The 24,446-nt window shown below is 45.9% G+C and carries 18 protein-coding genes; 7 read left to right on the forward strand and 11 right to left on the reverse strand.

What is annotated here, in order from left to right; all coding sequences use genetic code 11:
• Positions 1 to 159: 159 nt before the first annotated feature.
• The 3 genes from ACYRYG_RS05270 to ACYRYG_RS05280 all read right to left on the reverse strand — a co-directional run bounded on the left by ACYRYG_RS05270 (position 160) and on the right by ACYRYG_RS05280 (position 6,915).
• Entirely contained in the window at positions 160 to 1,872 is a 1,713-nt protein-coding gene (locus tag ACYRYG_RS05270) for a calcineurin-like phosphoesterase C-terminal domain-containing protein (protein ID WP_460197797.1), read from the reverse strand.
• A gap of 84 nt (positions 1,873 to 1,956) precedes the next feature.
• Entirely contained in the window at positions 1,957 to 3,510 is a 1,554-nt protein-coding gene (locus tag ACYRYG_RS05275; protein ID WP_293417714.1) for a SusD/RagB family nutrient-binding outer membrane lipoprotein, read from the reverse strand.
• Positions 3,511 to 3,591: 81 nt separating this feature from the next.
• Positions 3,592 to 6,915, reverse strand: a complete 3,324-nt coding sequence (locus ACYRYG_RS05280) for a SusC/RagA family TonB-linked outer membrane protein (protein ID WP_460197798.1) — start codon at positions 6,913 to 6,915, stop codon at positions 3,592 to 3,594.
• Positions 6,916 to 7,155: 240 nt separating this feature from the next.
• Here ACYRYG_RS05280 and ACYRYG_RS05285 point away from each other — a divergent pair, with 240 nt between their 5' ends.
• A complete protein-coding gene (locus tag ACYRYG_RS05285) occupies positions 7,156 to 7,704 on the forward strand; it encodes an NADPH-dependent FMN reductase (protein WP_293417720.1) in 549 nt (182 codons plus the stop codon).
• Positions 7,705 to 7,791: 87 nt separating this feature from the next.
• Here the strand turns inward: ACYRYG_RS05285 and ACYRYG_RS05290 are convergent, their stop codons facing one another.
• Genes ACYRYG_RS05290 through mutY form a run of 5 tightly spaced genes read right to left on the reverse strand, consistent with a single transcriptional unit; the run spans position 7,792 to position 12,938 of the window.
• Positions 7,792 to 8,808 carry an NAD-dependent epimerase/dehydratase family protein gene (locus ACYRYG_RS05290; RefSeq protein ID WP_293425186.1) on the reverse strand — a complete coding sequence of 339 codons (1,017 nt, stop codon included), beginning with the start codon at positions 8,806 to 8,808 and terminating at the stop codon, positions 7,792 to 7,794.
• 9 nt (positions 8,809 to 8,817) lie between these two features.
• Entirely contained in the window at positions 8,818 to 9,498 is a 681-nt protein-coding gene (locus tag ACYRYG_RS05295; protein ID WP_293417726.1) for a lipid-A-disaccharide synthase N-terminal domain-containing protein, read from the reverse strand.
• Entirely contained in the window at positions 9,499 to 10,239 is a 741-nt protein-coding gene (locus ACYRYG_RS05300; RefSeq protein ID WP_293417729.1) for a glycosyltransferase family 2 protein, read from the reverse strand.
• A 59-nt stretch (positions 10,240 to 10,298) separates the two neighbouring features.
• Positions 10,299 to 11,867 carry an ArnT family glycosyltransferase gene (locus ACYRYG_RS05305; protein ID WP_294728355.1) on the reverse strand — a complete coding sequence of 523 codons (1,569 nt, stop codon included), beginning with the start codon at positions 11,865 to 11,867 and terminating at the stop codon, positions 10,299 to 10,301.
• A 39-nt stretch (positions 11,868 to 11,906) separates the two neighbouring features.
• Positions 11,907 to 12,938 (reverse strand): A/G-specific adenine glycosylase, encoded by a 1,032-nt coding sequence (gene mutY / locus ACYRYG_RS05310; RefSeq protein ID WP_293417735.1) that lies wholly within the window; start codon positions 12,936 to 12,938, stop codon positions 11,907 to 11,909.
• Between the two features lie 76 nt (positions 12,939 to 13,014).
• Here mutY and ACYRYG_RS05315 point away from each other — a divergent pair, with 76 nt between their 5' ends.
• The gene (locus ACYRYG_RS05315) at positions 13,015 to 14,097 is read left to right on the forward strand and encodes a hypothetical protein (RefSeq protein WP_293417738.1); all 1,083 of its coding nucleotides are present in this window, start codon (positions 13,015 to 13,017) and stop codon (positions 14,095 to 14,097) included.
• Between the two features lie 46 nt (positions 14,098 to 14,143).
• Here ACYRYG_RS05315 and ACYRYG_RS05320 read toward each other — a convergent pair whose 3' ends face one another.
• Both ACYRYG_RS05320 and ACYRYG_RS05325 read right to left on the reverse strand, forming a co-directional pair.
• A complete protein-coding gene (locus ACYRYG_RS05320) occupies positions 14,144 to 15,802 on the reverse strand; it encodes a putative transporter (protein WP_293417741.1) in 1,659 nt (552 codons plus the stop codon).
• Between the two features lie 184 nt (positions 15,803 to 15,986).
• Positions 15,987 to 16,805, reverse strand: coding sequence for a bifunctional hydroxymethylpyrimidine kinase/phosphomethylpyrimidine kinase (locus tag ACYRYG_RS05325; protein ID WP_293417744.1), 819 nt, complete (start codon positions 16,803 to 16,805; stop codon positions 15,987 to 15,989).
• 286 nt (positions 16,806 to 17,091) lie between these two features.
• On the opposite strand from ACYRYG_RS05325, the gene ACYRYG_RS05330 reads away from it, so the two are divergent.
• A complete protein-coding gene (locus ACYRYG_RS05330; protein ID WP_293417775.1) occupies positions 17,092 to 18,003 on the forward strand; it encodes a PfkB family carbohydrate kinase in 912 nt (303 codons plus the stop codon).
• Positions 18,004 to 18,047: 44 nt separating this feature from the next.
• Here ACYRYG_RS05330 and ACYRYG_RS05335 read toward each other — a convergent pair whose 3' ends face one another.
• Positions 18,048 to 18,836, reverse strand: coding sequence for an ABC transporter ATP-binding protein (locus tag ACYRYG_RS05335; RefSeq protein ID WP_460197799.1), 789 nt, complete (start codon positions 18,834 to 18,836; stop codon positions 18,048 to 18,050).
• 264 nt (positions 18,837 to 19,100) lie between these two features.
• Here ACYRYG_RS05335 and ACYRYG_RS05340 point away from each other — a divergent pair, with 264 nt between their 5' ends.
• The 4 genes from ACYRYG_RS05340 to ACYRYG_RS05355 all read left to right on the forward strand — a co-directional run bounded on the left by ACYRYG_RS05340 (position 19,101) and on the right by ACYRYG_RS05355 (position 24,406).
• Positions 19,101 to 20,393 carry a uracil-xanthine permease family protein gene (locus ACYRYG_RS05340; protein ID WP_293417748.1) on the forward strand — a complete coding sequence of 431 codons (1,293 nt, stop codon included), beginning with the start codon at positions 19,101 to 19,103 and terminating at the stop codon, positions 20,391 to 20,393.
• An 87-nt stretch (positions 20,394 to 20,480) separates the two neighbouring features.
• Entirely contained in the window at positions 20,481 to 22,487 is a 2,007-nt protein-coding gene (locus tag ACYRYG_RS05345; RefSeq protein WP_293417751.1) for an AAA domain-containing protein, read from the forward strand.
• A gap of 22 nt (positions 22,488 to 22,509) precedes the next feature.
• Positions 22,510 to 22,905, forward strand: coding sequence for a hypothetical protein (locus tag ACYRYG_RS05350; protein ID WP_293417754.1), 396 nt, complete (start codon positions 22,510 to 22,512; stop codon positions 22,903 to 22,905).
• A gap of 127 nt (positions 22,906 to 23,032) precedes the next feature.
• The gene (locus tag ACYRYG_RS05355; protein ID WP_293417757.1) at positions 23,033 to 24,406 is read left to right on the forward strand and encodes an MATE family efflux transporter; all 1,374 of its coding nucleotides are present in this window, start codon (positions 23,033 to 23,035) and stop codon (positions 24,404 to 24,406) included.
• Positions 24,407 to 24,446: the final 40 nt, after the last annotated feature.

Genomic DNA, 24,446 nt, shown 5'->3' on the forward strand with positions numbered 1-24,446 from the left:
CCCATTCTCCTTCACTGAAGGATGAATATAAACAAATATCATAAGAGGTCAGAGACCGATTTCTACATTTTTTTATATTGTCAATACAAAGACTTATCTATTGGAATGAAAATCAGAATTGAAGGCAGTCTCAAGAAGAAAGGCAAATAAAATATATCCTTACCTCATCGAACAGGAAAGTTGTTTAGGCCGTTTCATTTCTTGGGTATAGACATTGCCGAAACGGTCAGTCACTCGGATCAGAAGAGTAGAATCCGGACTGGAAGCTTTCACCAGGAACAAATGACAATTGCGGTTAGTAGCAAAGTCCTTCGTAGGGGTCGCACCATGATTGAGCCTAAGCATCTCGTATGATATAATATGAAGTGGATCTTTAGCCGAAACTCGTTTCACAGGCAAGTTCACTCCATTTTCTTCAACTGTAATTTTCCAAGCCGGATCATAATTCCACACATTAATCAAGACCTCATTATTATTTTTCTTTTCTGCATAAGTTCCGGCATATTTTTTGACATCCGCATCATCAGCAGAAGGAGCATACTTTGCAGCAGTTATTTGGCATTGGTTTAAGTCATACACACGAAATTGGAAATTGGTATCATATCCCAAAGCTTTGTATTGCCAAGTCAACTTGTTGCCGTCAAAATCATAGATACCATAGCCTGCCGGAGTGCCATCCTTACAAATCATATTCCTGGCATAACCGTCCTTGCTGGTCCACCACCAGGTAGCACAGACGGCGGGAGTATTATGCTCAAACAGATGAGCATCACAAGTGACATTGTAACTCTGATGGATATGCCCGGAAAGGATATGTACATTACTAAAGCCTGATAGTTCTTTCTTCAGGGCCTTAGCATTATCCCCATCAAGAGAATAATGATCTTTTTGCTGCTGTCCGACCAATTGGGGGACACCATAAAGGGGAATGTGCATAGCGATTACCAGGGGTGCATTTTTATCTGAAACCGTCGCGAGATCCTTTTTCAGCCATTCCATCTGTGCCTGCACAATACGATTTCTATAATTCCTCTTCCCGATCTTCCCCTGGGCACCTCCAGTATTAAGATATTGAATATCATCCAACACGACATAATGAGTGTTGCCTAAATTAAAAGAATAATAAGAGGGACCGATGATCCGTTTGAACGGCTTAGCTGCATTCCAGTCAGCATCCGTGCCATCATCCGGATTTGCAGCAGCATAAGGATCATTGTCATGATTTCCCATCACATTGAATACCGGACAATGGATTTTATTCACCTGTCTCAGATAGTCCTTTAAAGAGAAATGATCTTTGTACCAGTATAGATCCCAGGTCAGGTCACCCAGCGCTATCGCGTACACCTTCACTCCACCAGACTCCAAATGTCCTATCGTAGTATTTATATCCGGCACGAACACATGATCAAACACCTGGGTATCATTATTCCGTGCCGCAAGATGCGTATCAGAGAAGCATAATAAATAGTAATGGCGATTATCCACCCTGTCCAGTGAAAAATTCTTCTCTTCTACATCATTGACTGGCCGCGTAAGATACTGGAAGAAAACAGGACGGCTACCGTCACAAGCCACCTCATACCCTGAAGGAATAGAGATAAAGACATACCCGTTTTTCTTGTTCGAGTTGAGTCGGTACATCCCTCTATCATTGGTAAGTGTCACTTCATATCCATCAGATACTTCCACACCTCCGACCCCTTTCCCATCGCAAGTTACAGAGCCCTCGACATTCGTGCCTTCAGCAGCAGGAAGTCCAGGAAGAAACTCTTTTCCGGCCACGGCATGAGAAAAGATGCACATCGGAAAGGAGAAAAAGAGAATGAAAGTCATTCTGCATGTAAAACGAATTCCTTTGTTCTTATTCATGATGATAAAATATTTTTATTTGAAACATTCTCTGAACAATAAAGAAGCCATTAACAGGGCATCCACAACTATCCCTTTTCATTCTCATTTTCCTTCATCAATGGCCTGTTTGCTCCACCATACCGGTGTTTTCATATCATTAGCGCCCCCCATCCTCTGGAGAGCTTCCTCTGCATGAGCGTCATTAGTGGCCATCGTGACAGTAGGATAGGCAAAGCGCGTAGGCAGGACATGATCGTTGAGAGTACCGGCGCCAATGGTCAGGACAGGATAGCCTGTACGCCGGTATTCATGATAAGCCTCCATGCCTACAAAGAACAGGGCGAGATACTTTTGATCTGCTATCAGTTCAGTCTTATCTGAATGGTTATCCCACGAGGCAAGAGGAGATTTGAGGTAAGCATCTATATCTGCCTGAATAATCGTCACGGGGGAGGCGCTGAACTGTCCCATTCCACCCCATTTTTCCATAGAGGCAGTCACACCAGCCTGATAGTACGTTTCGGCTTTCCCCTCCCCACCGGGGATCAGTCCTTTCAAGGCCGCCTCTGCAAGTATGAAATTCACTTCGGCATAATCCATAAAATATGCCGGCATCTCATCCCGGCAAAAGACCTCCGTATTCAACCAGGAAGTACCTACGTCAACAGAGCCCTGTTGCTCTGAAGTACAACCTGATACCGTACCCTTCCAGGTTGTATAATTTTTAGCTTTCTTCCCCCATACGGCCAACCGGGGATCTTCATAGAGTTCATTGCCCATAGAATCTTTGATGACCGTCATCTTGATCAACTGCTGAGTCAGTTTTCTTCCTGAAGAAGTAAAATCTTTTTCCGTCATATCAGCGAAATAACTGCGATAAGGATCCGTATCCCGGAAATGAACCATAGCATTGTCATCATTGGAAGTAAAGATCGGATACTGATCAGGATGATCCAGTATCTTGCTATATAACGCAGCAGGATTCATTTTCGTACGTCCACTAATCCTGCAAATTAATCTCAGGTACAAAGAGTTATTGAATTTCTGCCATTTGCTGACATCGCCGCCATACATACCATCTAGTTCAGGCTTGGGTTCAACCGGTTTTGTATTATAAAGGACATTGGCAGAATCCAGATCTGCAAACATCTCCTGATAGACCTGCTGCTGGGCATCAAATACTGGCTGACTGATTCCATCCTTGATCTTGAAGGCTTGTGAATAAGGAATGTCACCGAACATATCCGTCAGATTAGACATCAGCAACACCTTCATGGTCAGTCCTATGGCCTCAGTGGCCTTATCACCTTCCTGAGCAGCTGTCCTGATCATCTGCATGTCATCGGTGGCATATCCTGTATAGAAATTCCATACACTCTCCCAGTCTGCATCTGAAATAAAATACCGGTGTTCCTCACGGGTTGTCCCGCCAGTAAAAGCAGTAAACTGGATTAATTCATCATTCCAGTACCATGTATAATTCAGCCATTTGCAACCCACACGATACAAGATCGGTTCAAAGAAATTATAAGCGTGCAGATTTTTTCCTGTACTGATAGCATTAGGATTCTGATTTGCAGAATCAAAACCAGAAGTACAGGAGAACAGGGACAGTACCGCAATACCCAAAAGGATATATCTTCTTATTCTTTTCATTATCTTCTCATTTGAAAAATTATTATTGGTCGCCATCATCATCAAAACGATCGCTGATTTCCAAAGATTTCATCTTCAGGATCAGAACGATAGCATGAGATCTAGCCCATAGGATCGCGTCATAGGGAAAGCCATGGTCTCTATTCCTGCATGCACATCCGTACCATTCAGCATACCGGTCTCAGGATCATACTGGGGGAAGGGGGTGATGCAGAACAGATTTGTTACCCACGCGCTGATATGCGCCCCTTGCAGCACTTTACTTTTGCGCAACAACTTCTCAGGAATGGCATAGTCCAGGCGGACCTCCCTGCATTTAAAGAAATCTGTGCTGAAGGTGTTTTCCTCCGTATTATTACGAACCCAGACATACTTATTATAATAAGTCACAATACTGTTCACTGGCGTTGTATTCTTCTGGTAAGTGATGGTACCGTCTGCTCCTTGGATAGCATTTACGCCCTCAACGGTCAGACCATTGTCACGCCCTGCCAGAGAATTCTTCAATTTCCCCTGATAAGAAAGGGCGAAATTGGTAACGGAGAAACAGTGTCCTCCGACCTGAGCAGAGAAATCCGCGGATAAGGTCACGTTCTTATAACGTAAAGTCTGTGTCATCCCGCCCTGCCAGTCCGGAGTGATCTTTCCGATCCGACGTGTAGGATAAGCGTCCAGAACTGGCATTCCATCTGAAGTCTGGACAAGTTTTGCCCCTGAGCAGTCTATTTTATTCCCTTTCGCATCCAGATAATAGGCCCCCTTGGGAGCACGCTGATAGCCACGGCCATAGAGTTCATACATTTCGTGCCCGACGTAAGAATAAACATAAGTACGACTGCCTATGGTCGTACCCATATCAGTCTGAAGGGGTTCTGACGGATCCCATCCATCCTGGAGCTTTACCAGTTTGTTGTGGTTGGCTGCCCAGTTCACGTTAAATGACCAGGTGAGATTCCTTGTTTCCACAGGTATGAATGATGCGGAAATCTCAATTCCCTTATCCTGCAGTTCACCAGCATTAATTTTCTCTCCCGAAGCACCTGTAATGGGATCCAAATCAATACTGAGAATCTGATTAAAGCCTCTTTCCAGATACATTGTAAAATCCAGTTTTACGCGTCCGCGAAAGAGATAAGTGTCTACTCCACCTTCCCAGCTCTCCGTCCGTTCGGGCTTGATATTCTTGCTTAGAATAGTAGAAGGCATATCATAGCCTCCGGGGAATTGGGTCGTGCCATAATATTCCAAAAGTGAATAAGGACTTGTATCATTCCCTACATTTGCCCACGATGCCCGCACTTTCAATAAGTCTATCCAGGGCATGCTGTCATGCAGACCCAAGACCTGATCCAGCAGGATACTTGTGCTGACGGAAGGATAAAAGAATGACCAGTTGTTGCGGGAGAGGGTACTGGACCAGTCATTACGGGCAGTCACATCCAGATAGCAACTGTTATTCCAACCGAAATCCATTAATCCGTACAAACTGTTTACAAGTTTCTTGGAACGGTAAGTCCCGATGTCCGGGATCACGTCCGCAGGATAATTGTTCAGGTTATAGACTCCATCAACCTCCAACTTATCCAAAGAGATTTTATTGCTATAATAATAGTTGGACCGTTCATTTCCGCCAAAGGAAGTATTGAAGGACAAGCGATTTCCGAACCATGAATCATCGTGATAAGACAACAGGAAATCCGTGTTGTACTCCAACTTACGGATGGACTGCTCACGATAGAACCCTTGAAGATAACTGCTGGAAAGAAAGGGCTTCTGCTGAGTACGAAACTGGTCCGTCCAGTCTATGCCCGTACGAAGAGCTAAATTCAACCCTTTATAAAGAGCAGCGGTTGCATTTACTAGCCCATAAACCCGGTTGACTCTGGAAGCATTCAACTCTTCATACAGGGTCCGATAAGGATTATCATCTGCGACTAAAGCAGCTCCTCCGGAATGATCGGAAGAGGAATAATTGGCTTCATTAAAACGACCCTTGTTGTACTCATCCTTCCACAACTGCATCTGATTGACATTCTCCCCCCATACCAGATCATACAAAGGATTGGTGTCGCCATAACCTCCGGCCGGTGTATTGTCTGTCGTCTGAAGAATATAGTTCAACCGTGAACTGATACTGATATAATGGTTCAGATGATGGTCAGACGCCCAGGATACTGCATCCCTCCTATAACCCGTATTGGGCAGAATCCAGTGATTATTCTCATCGGTAAAAGAAAGTCTGCCGGTCGTTCCCTTCCCATTGTTCCCGGAGATGGTCACCGTATTCGTACAAGTCACACCCGTTTTAAAAATACCTTTATACCAGTCATCCTGATATTTCCAGGGCAAAGGAGTATATTTATCCGTATCCCAATTCTTCGAAGCATAGAGATAACGGTACTGAGAGGGATCAAATTTCCCCCCGAAGGAATAAGAAGAATCATGCATCTTGATGCTCTGCCCATCGGCGGCCTCATCTCCGGACAATGTCCAGAAACTATAAGGAGAAGCACCATTGTCTGAACCCGGACCATATTCTTTCTGAAAATCCGGAAAACGCATTGCCTTATCAAACTGCACCGAAGAATTGACGGTAATGCCAAGTCCTTTCTGGAGTCGTCCTCCCTTAGTCGTAATCAAGATAACGCCATTCGCTGCTCGCGAACCATAGAGGGCAGCGGCAGAAGCCCCTTTTAATACCGTTACCGAGGCAATATCCTCTGGATTCAATTGACTGATATCATTCCCGAAATCTATGGGTGCATCCCCATTGGAATAAGAGGATCCACTACCTGTCGATGTCCCCCCAGAGCTGATCGGCACTCCATCAACGACAAACAAGGCCTCATTACTCCCATAGTTTAAAGAACGGTCTCCCCGCAAGGTAACTCTCACGGAAGAGGTGGGACCACTGCCTGTCTGAAGCATCTCCAGTCCGGCGACTTTTCCATTCAGCGCATTCAACCAGTTTCCTGACAAGTTTTCCGTAATGACATCACCATCTATGTTAGCTACTGAATAGCCTAAAGACTTTGTCTTGCGCTTGATACCCAGAGCGGTCACCACGGTACCTTTCAACATAATCCCATCAGGATACATCTTGATGATAAGAGCGGACAGATCCGACTTCTTACCTATCTCCGATTCTGTTTTCTTATATCCCATATAAGAGATGTCCAGTGGCTTATTCCGGTCATCCGTTTCAAGGGAAAAGCATCCGTCACGATCAGTCACCGCCATATTTTTCGTACCTTCCTGTTTAACGATCGCACCGATCAATGGAATATTCCCTGCTGCGTCAACCACTCTTCCTGATATGGGAAATGACTGGGCTTCAGCTCGCTTACCCCATAAACACATTCCCATACAGAAAACAAATAAAATTACCCGTTTGCCTTTTTTCATTATGAAGTCATTATTTCTAATTATCGGATGCAAAAGTATAATCTCCATATTACAATGGAAAGACTGGTACTTGACAAAAACGAGACATAAACATGAAGAACGCATTACATACCGTCAAAAAACAAGGTGGGCAGGGCACAAGACCTCTACCATTAAGATTAACCATAAATCATCTGTCTAAAATACCCGGACTTTAAAAAATTATGATTACCTTTGATGAGTTTTATAAGTAAAATCAATATGAAAACAATACTTTTTATTATTGGCTCGACAAGAGCAAAATCCTTTAACCGACAGACCGCACAATATGTTGAAAGTCTGCTAAAGAGCAAAGCAAATATCCAGTATCTCGATTTCACTGATCTTCCCTTTATCAATCAGGATCAGGAAAGCCCTGTACCTGGAATCGTATCCAGGATAAGAAAAGGAGTAATGGACGCTGATGGTCTCTGGGTATTCTCTCCGGAATATAATTACAGTTATCCGGGATATGTCAAGAACCTGTTTGACTGGCTTTCACGTCCTAATGATCCCGGAACACCCAACGGACCAACGGCCATTGCAGGGAAAAAGATTACCATCACCGGTGCTGGCGGCACTTTTGCGACCCAAGGAATGCAGGAAAAATTAACGGAACTCTTTGGTTTCATCAAAGCTGATGTCATGAAAGAACCGATGACCAAAATCCACGTCAATCAAGAAGCCTGGACATCAGACCTCCTCACCCTCTCCCCTGAGGACAAGGCACACCTGGAGAAACAGGCAGATGCTTTTCTGAAGTTCATCTAACCTGATAAAAAACGGAGTAAGACCAGAATCTTACTCCGATGAAACCGCATGTTATAAGTGATCTCTCCGACAGACGGATAGCAAATTCTACCGGATGAGTCCGGCATGTTTTGTATACCATGCATATAACCTGCTCATTCCTTCCTGCAAGGAAGTAGCAGGTTTATAGCCGAAATCCCGTTGTAAACGGGAGGTGTCTGCATAAGTACGGGTCACATCCCCAGGCTGCATTCCCAGCATTTTCATACAGGCCTGGTGACCGGTTACGACCTCGATGCTATGGATAAAATCAAGTAATTTTACCGGTTGGGAATTACCTATATTATAAATACGATAAGGTACTTTCTCATCGACCTCAGCATGAAGGATCCTCCGTACTCCTTCTGTAATATCATCAATATAAGTAAAATCACGAAGCATCTCTCCATGATTGAAAACAGGGATCTCCTGCCCCGAGGAAATGGCTTTCATGAATTTGATTGGTGCCATATCCGGGCGTCCCCAAGGACCATACACGGTAAAGAAACGAAGTCCTATCGTCTGAATGGCATAGAGTTTGCTATATGCGTATGCCATCGCCTCTTCACTTTTCTTCGTAGCAGCATAAAGACTCACCGGCTGGTCTGTACGGTCAGTTTCAGAGAAGGGCACATGAGCATCCATACCATAAATACTGCTTGAACTGGCATAGACGAGATGAGGGAGCCCATGGTGACGACAGGCCTCGAGAAGATTCAGGAAACCCACAATATTCGATTGAACATAAGAATATGGATTTTCTATGGAATAACGTACTCCTGGCTGTCCTGCCAGGTTACAGACATGGGTAAAATGTTCTCGTTCAAAAAGTTGATTCAATTTTTCCCGATCCGTAAGGTCCATCTGTACGAAACGATAACGGGCAATGGTCTTACTTTGTATAAGTTTGTCTCGGACAATTTCATCTCTGGAGATGCCTGTATCTGCCAGACGGGCATATTTCAGATTCGGATCATAGTAATCATTGATCACATCCAAGCCTACCATGTCGGCCCCTTCTGCAGCCAGCACTTTTACCAGTTGATGGCCGATGAAACCGGCCGTTCCTGTAATTAATATTTTCATTTTCTAATCCTATTGCGCGCAGGATGACGAATCATCACCCACACTTCTATTACATTCTTGTCTCTTCTGCTCCTTATGGTGGAGGACAATATTCCTGAAATAAGTAAAAAATCCCACTGACTGTCCCAGAATCAACACTGGATCCAGCCTGAACACACCATAACTTACGATAATGGAACATCCTATCAGGCTGATAATCCAGAAACCTACCGGCAATATGGATTCATGACGGTGGTAAGAATAAAACCACTGATAGATAAACCTTAAAGTAAAGATTACCTGACCCACAGATCCCCAGATCAGCAAAGGTAGAGAGACCGCCTCATTATGCAGGAAATTATGGATAAACCGCGGCACATCTGAAAGCATAAATGAAATGGCAACCAGAGGTAAAGCGCCAATCAATATTCTGAACACCAGGGGTATCCTATGCCACAAACCCTTGATATCCAAGTTCCATATATAGATATAGAAAGAAATCAGTTGTCCCAGGATGATGGCAAAATCATGTCTCATCCACCCATAGACAAAGAGCAGAATGCTACCCACCAGACTGCAGATCCAGTAAAGATTTGGCGAAACTACTTTCTTGGCCCGTTCTGACAATATCCATTGGATAAGCATCCGCGCAGAAAAGAATCCCTGCGCAATAAAGCCTATAGCATAAACAAATAAAGGAGAGGTTTGCATTCAGGCTTTCTTATAAAGATTCTGTTCATCAATATGATAACGGATATACCGCTTTTTCATCCACCGATAGGCGAAGCAATCAACAAACGGACCCTTCAGCCGATTCCACAGGTGATACTTCGAGACACCGGCTACGCGGGGATAATGACGGACGGGAACTTCCTTGAATTTCCCGTGCTCCAGCATCATCAGAGCAGGAAGGAAACGATGCATACCGTCAAAGAAGGGCAGTCGCCTGGCATAATCGGTCCACATCACTTTTAACGGACATCCCGTATCTGTTGCCGTATCACCGGTCATCTTGCGGCGAAATCCATTTGCAATCTTCGACTGTAATTTCTTGAACCCGGAATCCTTGCGATGAGCCCGGATACCGGAGACCAGTTGATACTCAGGAGCAAACTCCAGCAGGCGATTAAAATCCTCCGGATTTGTCTGCAAATCGGAATCAATATAACCGATATATTTACTTTCCACCGTATCAATCCCTGCTTTCATCGCCGTACTAAGACCATGATTTCTATCTGAAGAGATAAAATAGAAATCTCTGTTACGAGTACAGATGTCCTTGATTTTCTCCAGACTATGGTCTTTGGAGCCATCATTGATCAGGAGCAGACAAGTCTTCATAGGGGCTTTCGGCAGGTAAGCCGACAACTCTTTTTCCACTCGATCCAGATTATCTTCCTCATTATAGACAGGCATGATAATCGTAAAGTCATAATCCTTCGTATGATTCATTTTTCTGATTTAATCCTTTTATATAATATCCTTCCGGTCTTGTCTTCAGGAATAATTAATTATCTTTTTACTGATTTGCCAGCCCTTCTTCCGGCCGTACCGCTCTTCCGGATATTCTTTTCCTTCAAGAGGGTTACATAATTGAGAAACAAATTACTGTAATGACTGTCTTTCTTCGGATGCTTGTTGTCATCGTAATAGCCGATCCTCACGGTGTCCAACCTGCACAGAATGGAAGCTGGAATTTCCTGGCCAACTGGTTTTCGAGAGACGATGACACAGGGCAGATCCGACATTACTTCAGCCTTCTTGCCCAAATTCAACGGCAGGATCTTACGATGTGCTTCATAGACCAGTTCGATACGCAACTGCTCCTTTTCATTATAATAGAATGGCACCTGATCAAGATGGTGCATAGAGCAGACCTCACTGATGCTATGCTCATCAGGGTTGCCGAACAACTTGCCGACGGGGCGGAGGAAAAACAGTTCTGCTATGAAAAAGAGTCCTGCATAACCCCACACGAATCCTTCTGATAATTTCGGGTGCCTGCTTTTTGTCTCCAGCCAGTCCAGGACGAAAGCAACTGACATTGCGACCGTGGGAGCCATAGGCAACAGGTAACGCATCTTTTTCTCAGGCATACAGGAAAGCAAGACGAGCTGGAGCAGCATGCAGATGACGACAGCAACATATTTCCGGGGCTGGGTCACCCGTTTCCGCCAGAAGGGAACAGCCAGGGCTACCAGGATGAAAGGAGCCCAGAGGCCTCCTTCGAGGAAGAAACGCCAGTAATAATACCAAGACCGGACATTATGGTCAGACCAGGCGGAAGATTCTTTATGGATAACATACTCGGTCGCTTCCGGATGATAAATCAGCAAATAGATATACCACCAACTGCCCAGGACAAGGCAGATCAGGATGGCGACACCTAATGGTCCCCACTTCCCTTTCATCCGGGGTCTTCTGAGGAATATTGCCGTAACGATAAAAGGCAGAAGCAGTGCATAAAAGGAAACGGGACCTTTGCTCTCAAAGGAAAGTCCCATAAAAAGTCCGGACAGAAGAAACCAACGCCATTTATGCGTATGCACCAGTCCGCCATCATAAAATCCCAGGTCTTCCTCATAGAACCCATGATCATCATCATAAAAGCCACGCAACAGGAAATAGACTGCTCCCATCATAAAAGCGTGACAGTAAATATCCCATGTAGCCGAACGCCCCATGAGCACCACATTATATAAGGTGAGAAAGACCAGCACGCTATTCACAGCGAAGCGGTTCCTCCTTGTCAGATATTTCGCCGTCAAGAACAGGAACAACGTCCATAGGAATCCCATGACAGCCGGTGCAAAACGCTGTGCGGAAAGACTGTTCGGCACAATCATCTCTACAAGACCTGCCACCCACGTGGGCAAGGGTGGTTTTTCCAACCGTAATTCTCCGTTCATGGTAGGCACCAGCCAGTTGTTGTCTGATACCATTTCCCGCGCGGTCACGATATTCCGCGATTCCATAATGTCGGTAGGCAGAGCACTACGATTGACAAAGAATGCAGTAATGCACAGGATAACTAATAGGATGGTGGTATTTTTCGACTTCATCTCTTGTGATTCATACATTTGTTATTACAAAGCAACTTCTAAGATTTCACAGATCTTTCAGTCCGACTCATAATTATGGACTGCTTCCAGAAGCAGTTCCACGAGCCTGGGCACTGCATAGTGCCTCAATTCCGATTCTTTCACCCAGATATATTCTCGCGGCAATTCCGGTTTTTCCTGCTTCTCCAACAGATAAAAGTCCGCATAGAGCACCCGGTGTGTCAGCACATGTCTGACCCCTTGTCTGAGCAAGACAGGTTTTCCTCCACATTTTGCGAATACCGTATCCACCGATGAATCCGCTGTTTTTTCTATCATAAGCGGTTCCCAAAGCCCATGCCAGATCCCTTCCCCCCGGCGGTGAATGGCAACCTTTCCCCCACAGCGAATATAGATATAGGCCAGCCGGAGGGTAAGCACTTTCGTTTTCTTCAATTTCACCGGCAGCTGCCCGACCTTATTGCTGCGGAAAGCAGAACAAATCTCCAGAAACGGACAACTGTCACATCTGGGAGAACGGGGCATACATAGTGTGGCCCCGAAGTCCATCATCGCCTGATTGAAATCAGCAGGACGGTTCTTGGGTATAAGCGACTGCGCCATCTGGGGAAAAAGAGCTTCCCCCTCCGGAGAATTGATTGGTGTATCGATGCCCATCACACGGGACAGCACCCGATAGACATTGCCGTCAACGGCCGCCACGGGAACGCCGAAAGCAAAAGAGGCCACGGCTGCTGCCGTATAAGGGCCTATCCCCTTCAATTTTCTCAGCTCTTCCGGAGTTTCAGGGAAATGTCCCAAGGAGACAATCTGCCTTGCTGCATGGTGAAGGTTACGTGCCCTGCTGTAATAGCCCAGACCTTCCCAGAGCAGAAGGACATCGTCCTCACTGGCAGATGCCAGGTCCCGGACAGTAGGATAGGTTTTCATAAAGCGTTCCCAATAGGCCTGCCCCTGCACGACTCGTGTCTGCTGAAGGATCACTTCGCTCAGCCAGATCGCGTATGGATCATGTGTATGACGCCACGGAAGATCCCGTCCATTTGCCTCAAACCATCTTAACAACGCAGGCACAAAAATATCGCTCATATTATTTGCAAAGATACGACAAAAATAAATTTAATCTGAAAAGTTTTCTTTATTTTTGCATATAAAGATTCAAAACATGGAAATAAATACTGATAAGGATAAAATTGTTAAAAGCCAACTCTCTATGAGCCCGCATACGCTCTTCCATCCTTTCCATACCACCATTCCCTTGCCTGCAAGATTCAATGACCCTTTTCATTACAAGCCTCATCCGCTATGTCTTCTTGCCGCCCAGGAAGTACAGAATTTTCTGATTTCATCAGAGATTCCGGCATCCTTTAAAGAAGAAATCGCACGCGGCAAGATGTTCGGTGTCCTGGTCGTCCAGGATTCGCTAAAGGATATTGGGTATCTGGCAGGTTATGGAGGACAAATTGACGGACGAAGTGACTGGGAAGGATTTGTCCCTGCTATCTTTGACTATCTGCAACCTGACGGATACTTCAAGAAGAAAGAAACAGAGATCACAAATATCAACCGCCATATCGATCAAATGGAACATTCTGAAAGGTACCATAGCCAACTAACGGCCTATAACGCCCTGCGACATGAGGCAGAAGAGGCAATCAACGAAAAAAGGAATACCATGAAAAGGGCCAAACAACTCAGAGACAGGAAACGGGCTGAAGGGCAACTGTCCTATGGTATAAAACAGGAGATGATCCATGAAAGCCAGTTCTTGAAAGCAGAAGTACGCCGTACGAAGAGGTTATACGATACTTATCTAGACAATAAAAAATTCGCATTAGAACAATATCGGATGAGGATAACCAACTTGAAATTCCAGCGGAAAGCGCACAGTGATGCCTTGCAGCAGTGGCTCTTTGACCACTTCATCCTATGTTCTCCCAAAGGAGAGCAGCATAATCTGCTGGAAATCTACAGGAAGCACTATATCACCATTCATCCTTCTTTCCGGCCGAATTCATCGGGAAGGGAGACCCTGATCAATGATGTTTATCCTCCTGCGGGCTGCGGGGAATGCTGTGAACCTAAACTTTTACAGTATGCTAATCAGCATCATCTTCACCCTCTCTGCATGGCAATGTTCTGGTGGGGAAAATCTCCCAAGGGAGAAATACGGAAACATCTGCATTATTATCCGGCATGTGAAAGCAAGTGCCGTCCCATCCTCTGGTATCTGCTGCCACAGGAATAACTAGGAAGATGGAATCCGGAGAAAGGATCACGAAGAAATAGATCCGCTAAACAAAAAACATAATCAGGACTTGCGCGATAATGACTCTGATGAACATCCCCAGCGGATAAACTGAAGCGTATGAAACACTTGAAGAATCTCCTTTCAGCGTATCATTGGCATAGCCTAAAGCCATCGGATTGGCCATACTCCCGCAGAGGATGCCACATATTGTACCGAAGTCGTACTTCTTGGTTTTCAAGGCTATGAGACCTATAATCAGACAGGGAATAACGGTGATCAGGAAACCGACGACTATCCAGATCACTCCCTCTGGTTTCATGACCGTGGCAAAAAAATCTTTACCGGCATCCAGTCCCAGACAAGCCAGATAGATACTTAACCCGAATTTTCTCAGCATCAATGATGCAGAGCGGGTCGTATAGGAAATGAAATGAAGTTGTGGTCCTAAAGCTCCTACAATAATTCCCATGATAATAGGACCTCCTGCAATACCCAGCCTGATAGGGCTCTCTATCCCAGGAATATGAATAGGGATCGTTCCCAAGGCCAGTCCGAGAAGAAGGCCGATAAAGATGCTGCATAGATTCGGTTCATTCAGTGTTTTGACGGAATTTCCAAAAAACTTCTCCACATTATCTATTGCATCGTGTGTTCCGACTACTGTAACCCGGTCTCCATATTGCAATCTCAGATCACTCGTAGCCAACAGTTTGATGTCACCGCGGATCACACGGCTCACGTTGACATCATAGGTATCACGTAAATGGAGCTGCCCCAGCCGTTTTCCGTTGAGCACTGTCCGGGACACCACCAGTACCCTGCTTTCAACCTTAGCATCAATCGCATTCCAGTTGATTTTCCCCTCATTCCAGTTTTTCTTCAATTTTCCGAAAAGAAGGACCAGGGATTCTTCATCATCCTTGGTCGTCACGACCATCACTATATCATTAATGTGCAATACTGTATCTGCCTCGGGAATAATTACCTGACCGGTTCGCCATAAACGGGAGACGATGAACTTCAGATGTGTCATGTGCGTAAGATCAGCAATCGTCTTATCTTCCAATGCCGGGTTAATGACTACGAACTGGGCGATATAAGTCTCATCATCTTCCGATAAAGGTTTTACTACCAGATCACGAGGCTTGACAAACGCCTTTCTCATCACGACCATGACGACAATAACGCCCAGGACCCCCAACGGATAGGTTACCGCAGTAGCCAGAGCCAGACTCCCGGAAGGGAGTCCCAGATGGGCCATTGCCTGTGTTGCAGCACCCAGTGCGGGAGTATTGGTGGTTGCTCCACATAGCACACCTACCATGTCAGGAAGTTTAATGCCTGTAATCGGAACAAGGCAAACTGCAAAAATGGTGCCGAACAGGATAATAAAAAGACTCCACAGATTCAAGTCCAGTCCTTCATGCCGCAATGATCCGAAGAAATTAGGACCAACATGCAAACCCAGACAATAGACAAACAGGGCTAGTCCAAAAGTTTCTGAATAGATAAGGACGGTATGATCAATGCTCAAGCCGAAATGGCCGACAAAAATGCCGACAAAGAAAACGAAAGCGACCCCCAGTGAAATGCCTTTCACCTTGATTCGCCCTAAACCCAGTCCCACAGCAATAATCAGTGAAATGACAACTACTGATTCTATATCAGAATGAATTTTAAAAAGCCCCGCAAGCCAATCCATGTTTTTTACTATGAATTCAAATTTGTGTGCAAAATTACTTTATTTTATGAAAACTCCAAACAAAATGCTTAAAAAACGTTTAAATATTCGATAGAAAATGACCGTCAGGAATATTTTTTGAGAATTGCATCCAGTAGTTTACATAAATTCACCTCATAACTCCCCCCGCATCAGGCAGCATCTTTTACAAGATATTCAAATACTGCTCAACAGGAATACCATGATTCTTATCCACATTGTCTTTATTCAAGTCTATGAGTTTCCATACCGCATCCATTGCCTTTTGCGTACTCTCTTCAAGAGGGCAGTCGTCAAGAAGGTATCGGATCAGCACAGCAGAGAAAATATCCCCCGTACCGGGGAAATGGACGGGAATCTCCGTATAGGGAAGGGTAAAATAGGATTTTAATCCGGCATTGTAACCACAGACACAGGTCTGGCCATCTACAGGTATACTGGTGATGAGTGCCGAACGTGTCCCCAATTTCAGAAGATGATTCAGAAGCACACGAGCAGTTGCCTGATTGACTCCTTCCGGCTGATAAGGATGGCCGGTCAACAGACAGGCCTCCGTATAATTAGGATAGCAGAGATCAGCTACAGACAACATTTCTCTCATACTGCGGACAGAGTCCATGGTCATTCCATTGTAAAGTTTTCCTTCATCCCCCATAATAGGATCAACGAAGACAGGTGTACCCGCAGCAGCCTGCTCTTTACAATACCGGCTGATATAATCGGCCTGGCGGACACTTGCAAGAAGGCCTGTAGCAATAGCATCAAAATGGAAACCGAGTTCTTTCCACACCGGAAAGACACCCTTGATATAGTCGGTTGTATCCAGCATGTTGAATTTACCGTAGTCCAGTGTATTAGAAACCAGGAGCGTGGGAAGATTGTACGTAGAATAGCCGAAATAAGAGAGTATAGGCAGCATGGCTGCAGTAGCCACTTTTCCATAACCGGCAATGTCATTGATGAGCAATATCTGTTTCTGATCCATATCGAAATGTATTTCGCACGCAAAGTTAATAAAAAATCAAGACATCACATCACTTATTTGTTTTTTCCTGAAAAAACAGAAAGCAAAAAGTATATGATAGAATAGAGAGGGTGCAAATGATCCTGAGATTCTTTGAATCAGCAGTTTCCTTTTATCTGTCCGATTCATGATCCGGTCAGAATATCAACTCCAAGATTGATGGTTTCTGCAAAAATATGAGTATATTTGCAAAATTTTAAAAGGTTAACACATGAGCCAGTCGGTTAAACAGGGAGCTTCTGAAGGGATGAAGGAAGCCCGTGAGGAGGACGTTTCTGAAAAGAATCATAACATTTGCTGTATCGGTCATATTACGAAAGACAAGATCATCACGCCACAAGGAACGGTCTACATGTCGGGGGGGACTTCTTTCTATTTCTCCTATGCCATCAACCGACTCCCCAGGCGAGTTCCTTTCTCGCTGGTTACAGCAATGAATCCGGAGGAAACTGAACCAGCAGAGGAAATGCGGCGGAATGGCATTGAGGTCACACTGTTTCCCTCACGCCACACTGTCTTTTTCGAAAACATCTACGGGAACGATCCCAATGACCGTTCACAACGTGTCCTGGCCAAAGCTGATCCTTTTCAGATCGATCAGCTCCGGAATATCCATGCGACCGTTTACCATCTCGGGAGTTTGCTCCACGATGACTTTTCTCTGCAGTTGGTTGAATATCTGGCTCAAAAGGGCAGGGTATCCATTGATGCGCAGGGATACCTGCGGGAAGTACGCGGGGAAAATGTGTACCCGGTTGACTGGAAAGAGAAGAAAGAAGTGCTCCGGCATACCTATTATCTTAAGGTAAACGAGACAGAGATGGAAACCATCACCGGGAAGAAGGATCCTGAGGAAGCTGCACACGAGCTGCACAACTGGGGAGTAAAAGAAGTCTGCATCACACTGGGCAGTCTTGGTTCCATCATCTATGCTGACGGGCATCTTTACCAGATACCGGCTTATTCCCCACATCGGTTTGTGGATGCGACAGGGTGTGGTGACACGTATTCTGCTGGATACCTTTACTGCAGAATGCTGGGGCGGTCTCCAGAAGAAGCGGGGAAATATGCTGCAGCCATGTGTACCCTTAAACTGGAACATAATGGGCCCTTTAACGGCACGGAAAGAGACATCAGGAATATCCTGAAAAACGAATAAGGATAATTCATTGACGATTGGGGAATAGCAGACTTTCCGGTCTGCTATTCGTTTTTTATAACCGTAACCCTCATGGTCTGCCGGTCAAAGGAGATTCCTTTCCGCTCTACATACCGGCTGAGATCCCCACAATCAGCCAGTTCCCGCGGAGTGCCTGAGGAGATGCCCTGCTCGGCGTCCATAAGCCAAAGGGTATCTGCCACCTGTAGGACAAGTTCGAAATCATGGGTGGATAAAAAAATAGTCTTGTTCATCTCATGGGCTAATCTACGAAGCAACAACAGCATTTCCACTTTACTCGGAAAATCCAGAAAGGCAGTTGGTTCATCCAGGAAGATGACCGGAGTCTGTTGGGCAAGTGCCTTTGAGATCATCATCTTTTGTTTTTCACCATCGCTAAGCGTCTGGACCAAGCGGTCTTTCAAGGCGGTAATGCCAGTCAGGGCAAGTGCCTTTTCAACTACCTCCTTATCTTCTGCAGACAACCGTCCCCAGAAATCAGTGTAGGGAGAACGTCCCAGACCAACCATTTCTGCAACGGTCATGTTCCGGACCCGTGGCTTACCTGTCAGGACGATACTGATCAGCATAGAGAGTTGATGGGTGGAATAAGCGGACAGAGGTCTTCCCTTCAGCAATATATCCCCGCTTAGGGGGGGCTGGAAAGAGGAAAGGGTACGGAGAAGGGTCGACTTCCCTACTCCGTTAGCGCCTAACAGACAGGTGAGCTGGCCACTGTACAATGAAGCATTGAGCCCAGACATGACAGTCCTTACTGTTTTCCGGCGTTCTGCATAACCAATACTGAGGTTTTCTAATCGCAAGGTCTCCATACTGCAAAATTAACAAACTCCAGGCAAATGTGCAAAAATCCCTGAGTTTAATTGATTCTGACCGGAAAATCTTAACTTTCGGATTCTCTGCCTCATATCTGTCCGCATAAGACAAGCGCTTTTGACTTTCCAGGGAGGAACAAGCACTTAATCTTTGTTAAAAGTACAGATGATAACACAAAGTACCTCAAATTATTAATACTTTTGCATCCCAAATCATTTGGATCCATCCTCCGGTCCTCTTCAATAAGTATAAATATTATCATGAGTTTTCATTCTTCAAGTTTAAAATATCAGAATGACGACAAACCGTCACTCTTCCAATCCATCCTATACGGATTGCAATGGTTCCTAATCACCATTCCCTTCATCATTATCATCGGTGTAGTCGTGGGTGGCATAGAAAAATTAAATCCTGCGGAAGTAACCCTTTATAACCAGAAACTATTTGCCATAACAGGAATAGGATTCCTCGTCCAGATTTTCATCGGACACCGGCTGCCGCTGGTCTTAGGTCCTGCCACGGCCCTCCTCATCGGACTGGTTACCTCACAAACTTCCGATTTATCCGAAGTAGGCACCGCGATGATCTGTGGGGGGCTGTTGATCTTCCTGTTGTCCTATACCCGGCTCATGTCCTATCTTCAGAGAGTTTTCACGAGCAGGGTGATCGTCGTGATACTGGCTCTGATCAGTGTTACCATGATGCCGACGATACTACAACTGATTTTTGATGGAAGCGACAAGGGGCTTTTTCCGCTCTGGTTCACGCTGATCCTGACACTCGGACTCCTCATAGCCAGCAGATTCCTGAAAGGAATATGGAAATCTACGGTCGTCCTCTGGGGGATGCTGATCGGCTCTGTCTGCTATAACCTTCTATCAGGGATAAGACCATCTATACCCGCTCTTTCGAGCCTGCCCGGACAATCATTATTAATCAGTCATTTTCATCTGAATCCCGGCATCCTTCTGTCTTTCCTGTTTTGCTATATCGCCCTTTTTATCAATGACATCGGATCTATTCAATCAGTAGGCACGGCCATCAATGAAAAGGACCTGGAGAAAAGGAGCAAGAAGGGCCTCAGGATTACGGGATTGCTGAACGCTCTCTCCGGTGCCGCAGGCGTCGTTGGACCGGTAGACTATTCTCTCAGCACGGGAGTGATCATGAGTACAGGCTGTGCATCACGATATACGATGATTCCTACGGGAATCGCCTTGATCCTATGCTCCTTATTCCCCCATGCCATCGGAATCCTGACCTTGATCCCCAGACCGGTCATGGGGATCATCATCCTCTATCTGATGATGACCCAACTGGCTTCCTCTTTCCAACTCATGAGTCAGAAAGATGCAGCACCAGACTTTGACAGTTGCATGGTCATTGCTGTTCCTCTGATGATCGCAATGATACCGGTCTTCATGCCTGCTTCGTACGTCGCTGCTATGCCATCCCTTCTGCGGCCGCTGTTAGCCAATGGTTTCGTCGTTGGCATTATCACCGTGCTCATTATGGAACATATCATCTACAGGAAGAAAGACTCTGGACAATAGATATAACAAGGTCTGTGCCTCCATAAGACAATAATTCCGGCAAATCTCTGTACATCTATGAGATAAATTCTGTACCTTTGCGACAAGATGAGTGATCAAGATTCTCCTATTCAGGCTCTCCAGCGACAGAAGTTGCTCCTGAAGATGGAATATTTCGAGGAAAAGGAAGCCTTCCGCAAACAGACGGAAACGATGGGATTGCAACGTAAAATCAAACGGGGTGATGCCTGGTATCCTTTAACCATCGGAAAAAGTTATTATAATTCTCTGAATCAAAGAATCCTGGAAGTTTTCCGGACAGAGGAGGAGGGCATTGAGCACAACTTTGAATTTGGGAAACCGGTTGTTTTGTTCAGTATTTCCCAGAAGAACGGAAAGGACTATATCCGCTATCTCAATTTCACCGCAACGGTGAGTTTCGTAGAGGGTAACCGTATGGCTATCGTTGTTCCGGACACGGAAGTTATCAGCATCCAGAGCTGCGAAAACAAGATGGGAATCCAACTTTTCTTCGATGAAACCAGCTACCGGCTGATGTTCGACGCTCTGGACCGGGTCATCAATGCTAAAGACAACCGGCTGGCTTATCTCCGTGACCTGTTCTATTCCCATCGTCCGGCTGGCCGGTTTTCTTTTGCTCCGTCCAGTTTCCCGTGGCTGAACGCCACCCAGGAGAAAGCGGTCAATGAAGTGCTTTGGGCAAAAGATGTAGCTGTCGTACACGGCCCTCCTGGTACGGGAAAGACAACGACGCTCGTGGAGGCCATCAATGCCACTCTGATGCGTGAGAATCAGGTGCTGGTCTGTGCTCAAAGCAATATGGCCGTTGACTGGATCTGCGAGAAACTCGATGACAGGGGCATCAACGTCCTGCGTATCGGGAACCCCACACGGGTGACAGACCGGATGCTGTCGTCAACCTATGAGAGACGATTTGAGGATGATCCTGATTATCCGTCTCTCTGGGCTGTCAGGAGAAATATCCGGGACTTGAGACGGAACCGGAAAAAAGGAGAGCACCAGAAACTGGAACGCCTGAAAAACAAGGCCGTTGAACTCGAACTCCGTATCCGGGCACGGCTCTTCAGTGAGGCCCGTGTCATCGCCTGCACACTCACCGGATCTGCCAATCATCTCCTGGACGGACAGAAATATGCCACTTTGTTCATCGATGAAGCAGCACAGGCTCTGGAAGCGGCCTGCTGGATCCCTATCCGCAAATGTACACGCGTGATCCTCGCTGGAGATCACTGCCAGTTGCCACCGACCATCAAAAGTCTTGCCGCAGTAAAGGCTGGCCTTGGCAAGACTCTGATGGAAAGAATCGTCAGGAACAAACCGGAGGTGGTAACGCTCCTGAAAGTACAGTATCGGATGAATGACCAGATCATGCGCTTCTCCAGTGACTGGTTCTATGACGGACAGGTGGTCAGTGCGCCTCAAGTCATGCACCGTGGTATCCTGGACTATGATCATCCGATGATGTGGATCGACCCCCGGGACTTCATCCGTAATCCGGACTATCAACCAGAAGAAGAGGACGAATCGAGCCGCCCTTTTCACGAACAGTATGTGGGAACTTCCTTCGGAAGAATCAACAAGGCCGAAGCTGAACTTACCCTGAACACCATGGAAGGTTATTTCAGGAAAATCGGGAAACAGCGTATCCTCGACGAAGAGATCGACACTGGGATTATCTCTCCTTATCGTGCTCAGGTACAATACCTGAGGAAGCTGATTCATAAACGGGCTTTCTTCAAGCCTTACCGGTCCCTGATCACTGTCAATACTGTTGATGGATTCCAGGGACAGGAACGGGACATCATCCTAATCTCTATGGTCCGCTCTAATGAAAACGGGCAGATTGGATTCCTCAGCGACCTGAGACGTATGAACGTGGCCATCACTCGTGCCAGGATGAAACTCATCATCCTGGGTGATGTCTCCACGCTGACAAGACATCCGTTCTACCTGAAGCTATGGAATTATATCCAGGTGACTAATGAAGGACATACAGCCTCGACGGAAAAGACAAGCCTTGGCACAGGAGATCAGACGGGCACAAACAATCCGGAAAAAGACAAAGAACAATAATTTTTCAAATCAGTAAATATTTATGCTAGAACGAGACTATTTTATAAGAGTACTCCGAGAATTCGAAGCTGCTGTCCAGGCCTTTCTTGAGAAAAATGAAGGAAAGGAAAAGGATGCCATGCTCAAGGAACTTTACCGTCGGTATGTGGGTAAATACGAACTCCTGAGAAATATGTCCTTGGACGAGGCTCTCACGTATGCACAGGATAACTGGAAAGAGGAGGAACGTATCGAACGACTGGAAATGCTGGCCGAACTCTGGTATGACGAGGGCGATCTCATGGGCAGCAAGCCTCTGCGTGACCTGTTGCTGGACAAGGCTTTTAAACTTCTAGACTATGTTGACCAGCGGAGTGACACATACTCCATGAGCAGGCAGCAGAAACTGGCTCATATCCGACAGTTACAGGAAAATTGAGACGCCCGGACCCTGTTCGCAGTTATGCGGGCGGATCAACTCCTGTCCCAGGATAAGCAAAAGTAAGGTATCTTCAAAAACAAATTACAGCCGGAGCTGTTCCTTATGGCTCTCAACGGATAAAAACATGGCAAATACAAATGATATGACTGTGGGTTCTCCTACACGGGGAATCCTTAAATTTGCTGTACCTCTCATCGTCGGATATATTCTCCAGCAGATGTACTTGATCATCGATGCAGCTATCGTCGGCAGGTGGATCGGTGTAAACGCACTTGCTGCCGTAGGAGCCTCATCCTCTATCATGTTCCTGATACTGGGCTTCTGCAACGGCTGCTGTGCAGGCTTTGCCATCCCCATCGCCCAGTCATTCGGCGCAAAGGACTATTCCAAGATGAGATCTTATGTGAGTAATGCCATCCGTATCGGTATCATCTTTGTCATTGTCATCACTTTCTTGGCCTGTATCTTCTGCGGCAAACTCCTGAAGATTGTAAATACTCCAGGGGAAATATTCCATGATGCTTACGTGTTCCTCTTGCTTCAACTCCTGGCTATCCCGTTTATATTCTCCTATAATCTCTTCTCCGGGTTCATCCGCTCTCTTGGCAATTCGAAACAACCGTTCTACTTTCTGATCCTATCCTCTTTTCTGAATATTTTCCTGGACATCATCCTCATTATCCTGCTGGATCTAGGAGTAGCGGGAGCTGGCCTTGCCACGATGATTTCCCAGGCTTTTGCCGGACTGCTCTGCTGGATTTACATCAGGAGGAAGTTGCATATCCTTATCCCTAAAGGGAAAGAAAAACAATATGACAACAAACGGATCAGCATCCTCCTCAACAATGGCGTACCGATGGGGCTCCAGTTTTCCATCACCGGTATCGGCATCATCATGCTGCAAAGTGCCAACAACGCTTTGGGCACTGTTTACGTGGCAGCTTTCACGGCCTCCATGCGTATCAAATACCTGTTTACTTGTGTCTTTGAAAATATAGGCGTAGCCATGGCTACTTACTGCGGACAGAATATCGGAGCCCGTGATCTCCGCCGGGTCGCCCTGGGAGTCCGCTCTGCTATCAAGATCATGCTGGTTTATTTCGTCTTCACTATCCTTATCATCTACCCCTTTGCAGATGACATGATGAGTCTCTTCGTCAAATCCGGTGAGACGGCAGTCGTCACCAATGCTGCCCTGTTCATGAGAATAGCCAATTATTTCTACCCGGCGCTGGGTATCCTGACCATCCTGCGATACTCTATCCAGGGACTGGGCTATTCGAACCTTTCGATGATGAGCGGAGTCATGGAGATGATCGCCCGTTGTGGGGTAAGCATCTGGCTGGTGCCAGCACTGAAATTCCTGGGAGTATGTTATGGTGACCCTGTAGCCTGGTGTATGGCTGACCTGTTCCTCATCCCTGCCTTCGCCTGGCTCTACCATCATCTGAAGAAAAGATTGCCTCTGAAAAATGCAGAGATGAGACGTAATGCATAAATGGTTAAATTGAAGGAATAGCTTCACCTTGTTTCTATAT

It is taken from the genome of Segatella asaccharophila (genome assembly GCF_054687055.1).

Coding starts and splice junctions, on each gene's coding strand:
- ACYRYG_RS05290 (WP_293425186.1), bottom strand. CDS start 8,808: ATGAAAATATTAATTACAGGAACGGCCGGTTTCATCGGCCATCAACTG.
- ACYRYG_RS05330 (WP_293417775.1), top strand. CDS start 17,092: ATGAAGGAAGCCCGTGAGGAGGACGTTTCTGAAAAGAATCATAACATT.
- ACYRYG_RS05275 (WP_293417714.1), bottom strand. CDS start 3,510: ATGAAAAGAATAAGAAGATATATCCTTTTGGGTATTGCGGTACTGTCC.
- ACYRYG_RS05335 (WP_460197799.1), bottom strand. CDS start 18,836: ATGGAGACCTTGCGATTAGAAAACCTCAGTATTGGTTATGCAGAACGC.
- mutY (WP_293417735.1), bottom strand. CDS start 12,938: ATGAGCGATATTTTTGTGCCTGCGTTGTTAAGATGGTTTGAGGCAAAT.
- ACYRYG_RS05280 (WP_460197798.1), bottom strand. CDS start 6,915: ATGAAAAAAGGCAAACGGGTAATTTTATTTGTTTTCTGTATGGGAATG.
- ACYRYG_RS05325 (WP_293417744.1), bottom strand. CDS start 16,805: ATGGATCAGAAACAGATATTGCTCATCAATGACATTGCCGGTTATGGA.
- ACYRYG_RS05300 (WP_293417729.1), bottom strand. CDS start 10,239: ATGAATCATACGAAGGATTATGACTTTACGATTATCATGCCTGTCTAT.
- ACYRYG_RS05340 (WP_293417748.1), top strand. CDS start 19,101: ATGAGTTTTCATTCTTCAAGTTTAAAATATCAGAATGACGACAAACCG.
- ACYRYG_RS05285 (WP_293417720.1), top strand. CDS start 7,156: ATGAAAACAATACTTTTTATTATTGGCTCGACAAGAGCAAAATCCTTT.
- ACYRYG_RS05295 (WP_293417726.1), bottom strand. CDS start 9,498: ATGCAAACCTCTCCTTTATTTGTTTATGCTATAGGCTTTATTGCGCAG.
- ACYRYG_RS05355 (WP_293417757.1), top strand. CDS start 23,033: ATGGCAAATACAAATGATATGACTGTGGGTTCTCCTACACGGGGAATC.
- ACYRYG_RS05270 (WP_460197797.1), bottom strand. CDS start 1,872: ATGAATAAGAACAAAGGAATTCGTTTTACATGCAGAATGACTTTCATT.
- ACYRYG_RS05320 (WP_293417741.1), bottom strand. CDS start 15,802: ATGGATTGGCTTGCGGGGCTTTTTAAAATTCATTCTGATATAGAATCA.
- ACYRYG_RS05350 (WP_293417754.1), top strand. CDS start 22,510: ATGCTAGAACGAGACTATTTTATAAGAGTACTCCGAGAATTCGAAGCT.
- ACYRYG_RS05315 (WP_293417738.1), top strand. CDS start 13,015: ATGGAAATAAATACTGATAAGGATAAAATTGTTAAAAGCCAACTCTCT.
- ACYRYG_RS05345 (WP_293417751.1), top strand. CDS start 20,481: ATGAGTGATCAAGATTCTCCTATTCAGGCTCTCCAGCGACAGAAGTTG.
- ACYRYG_RS05305 (WP_294728355.1), bottom strand. CDS start 11,867: ATGTATGAATCACAAGAGATGAAGTCGAAAAATACCACCATCCTATTA.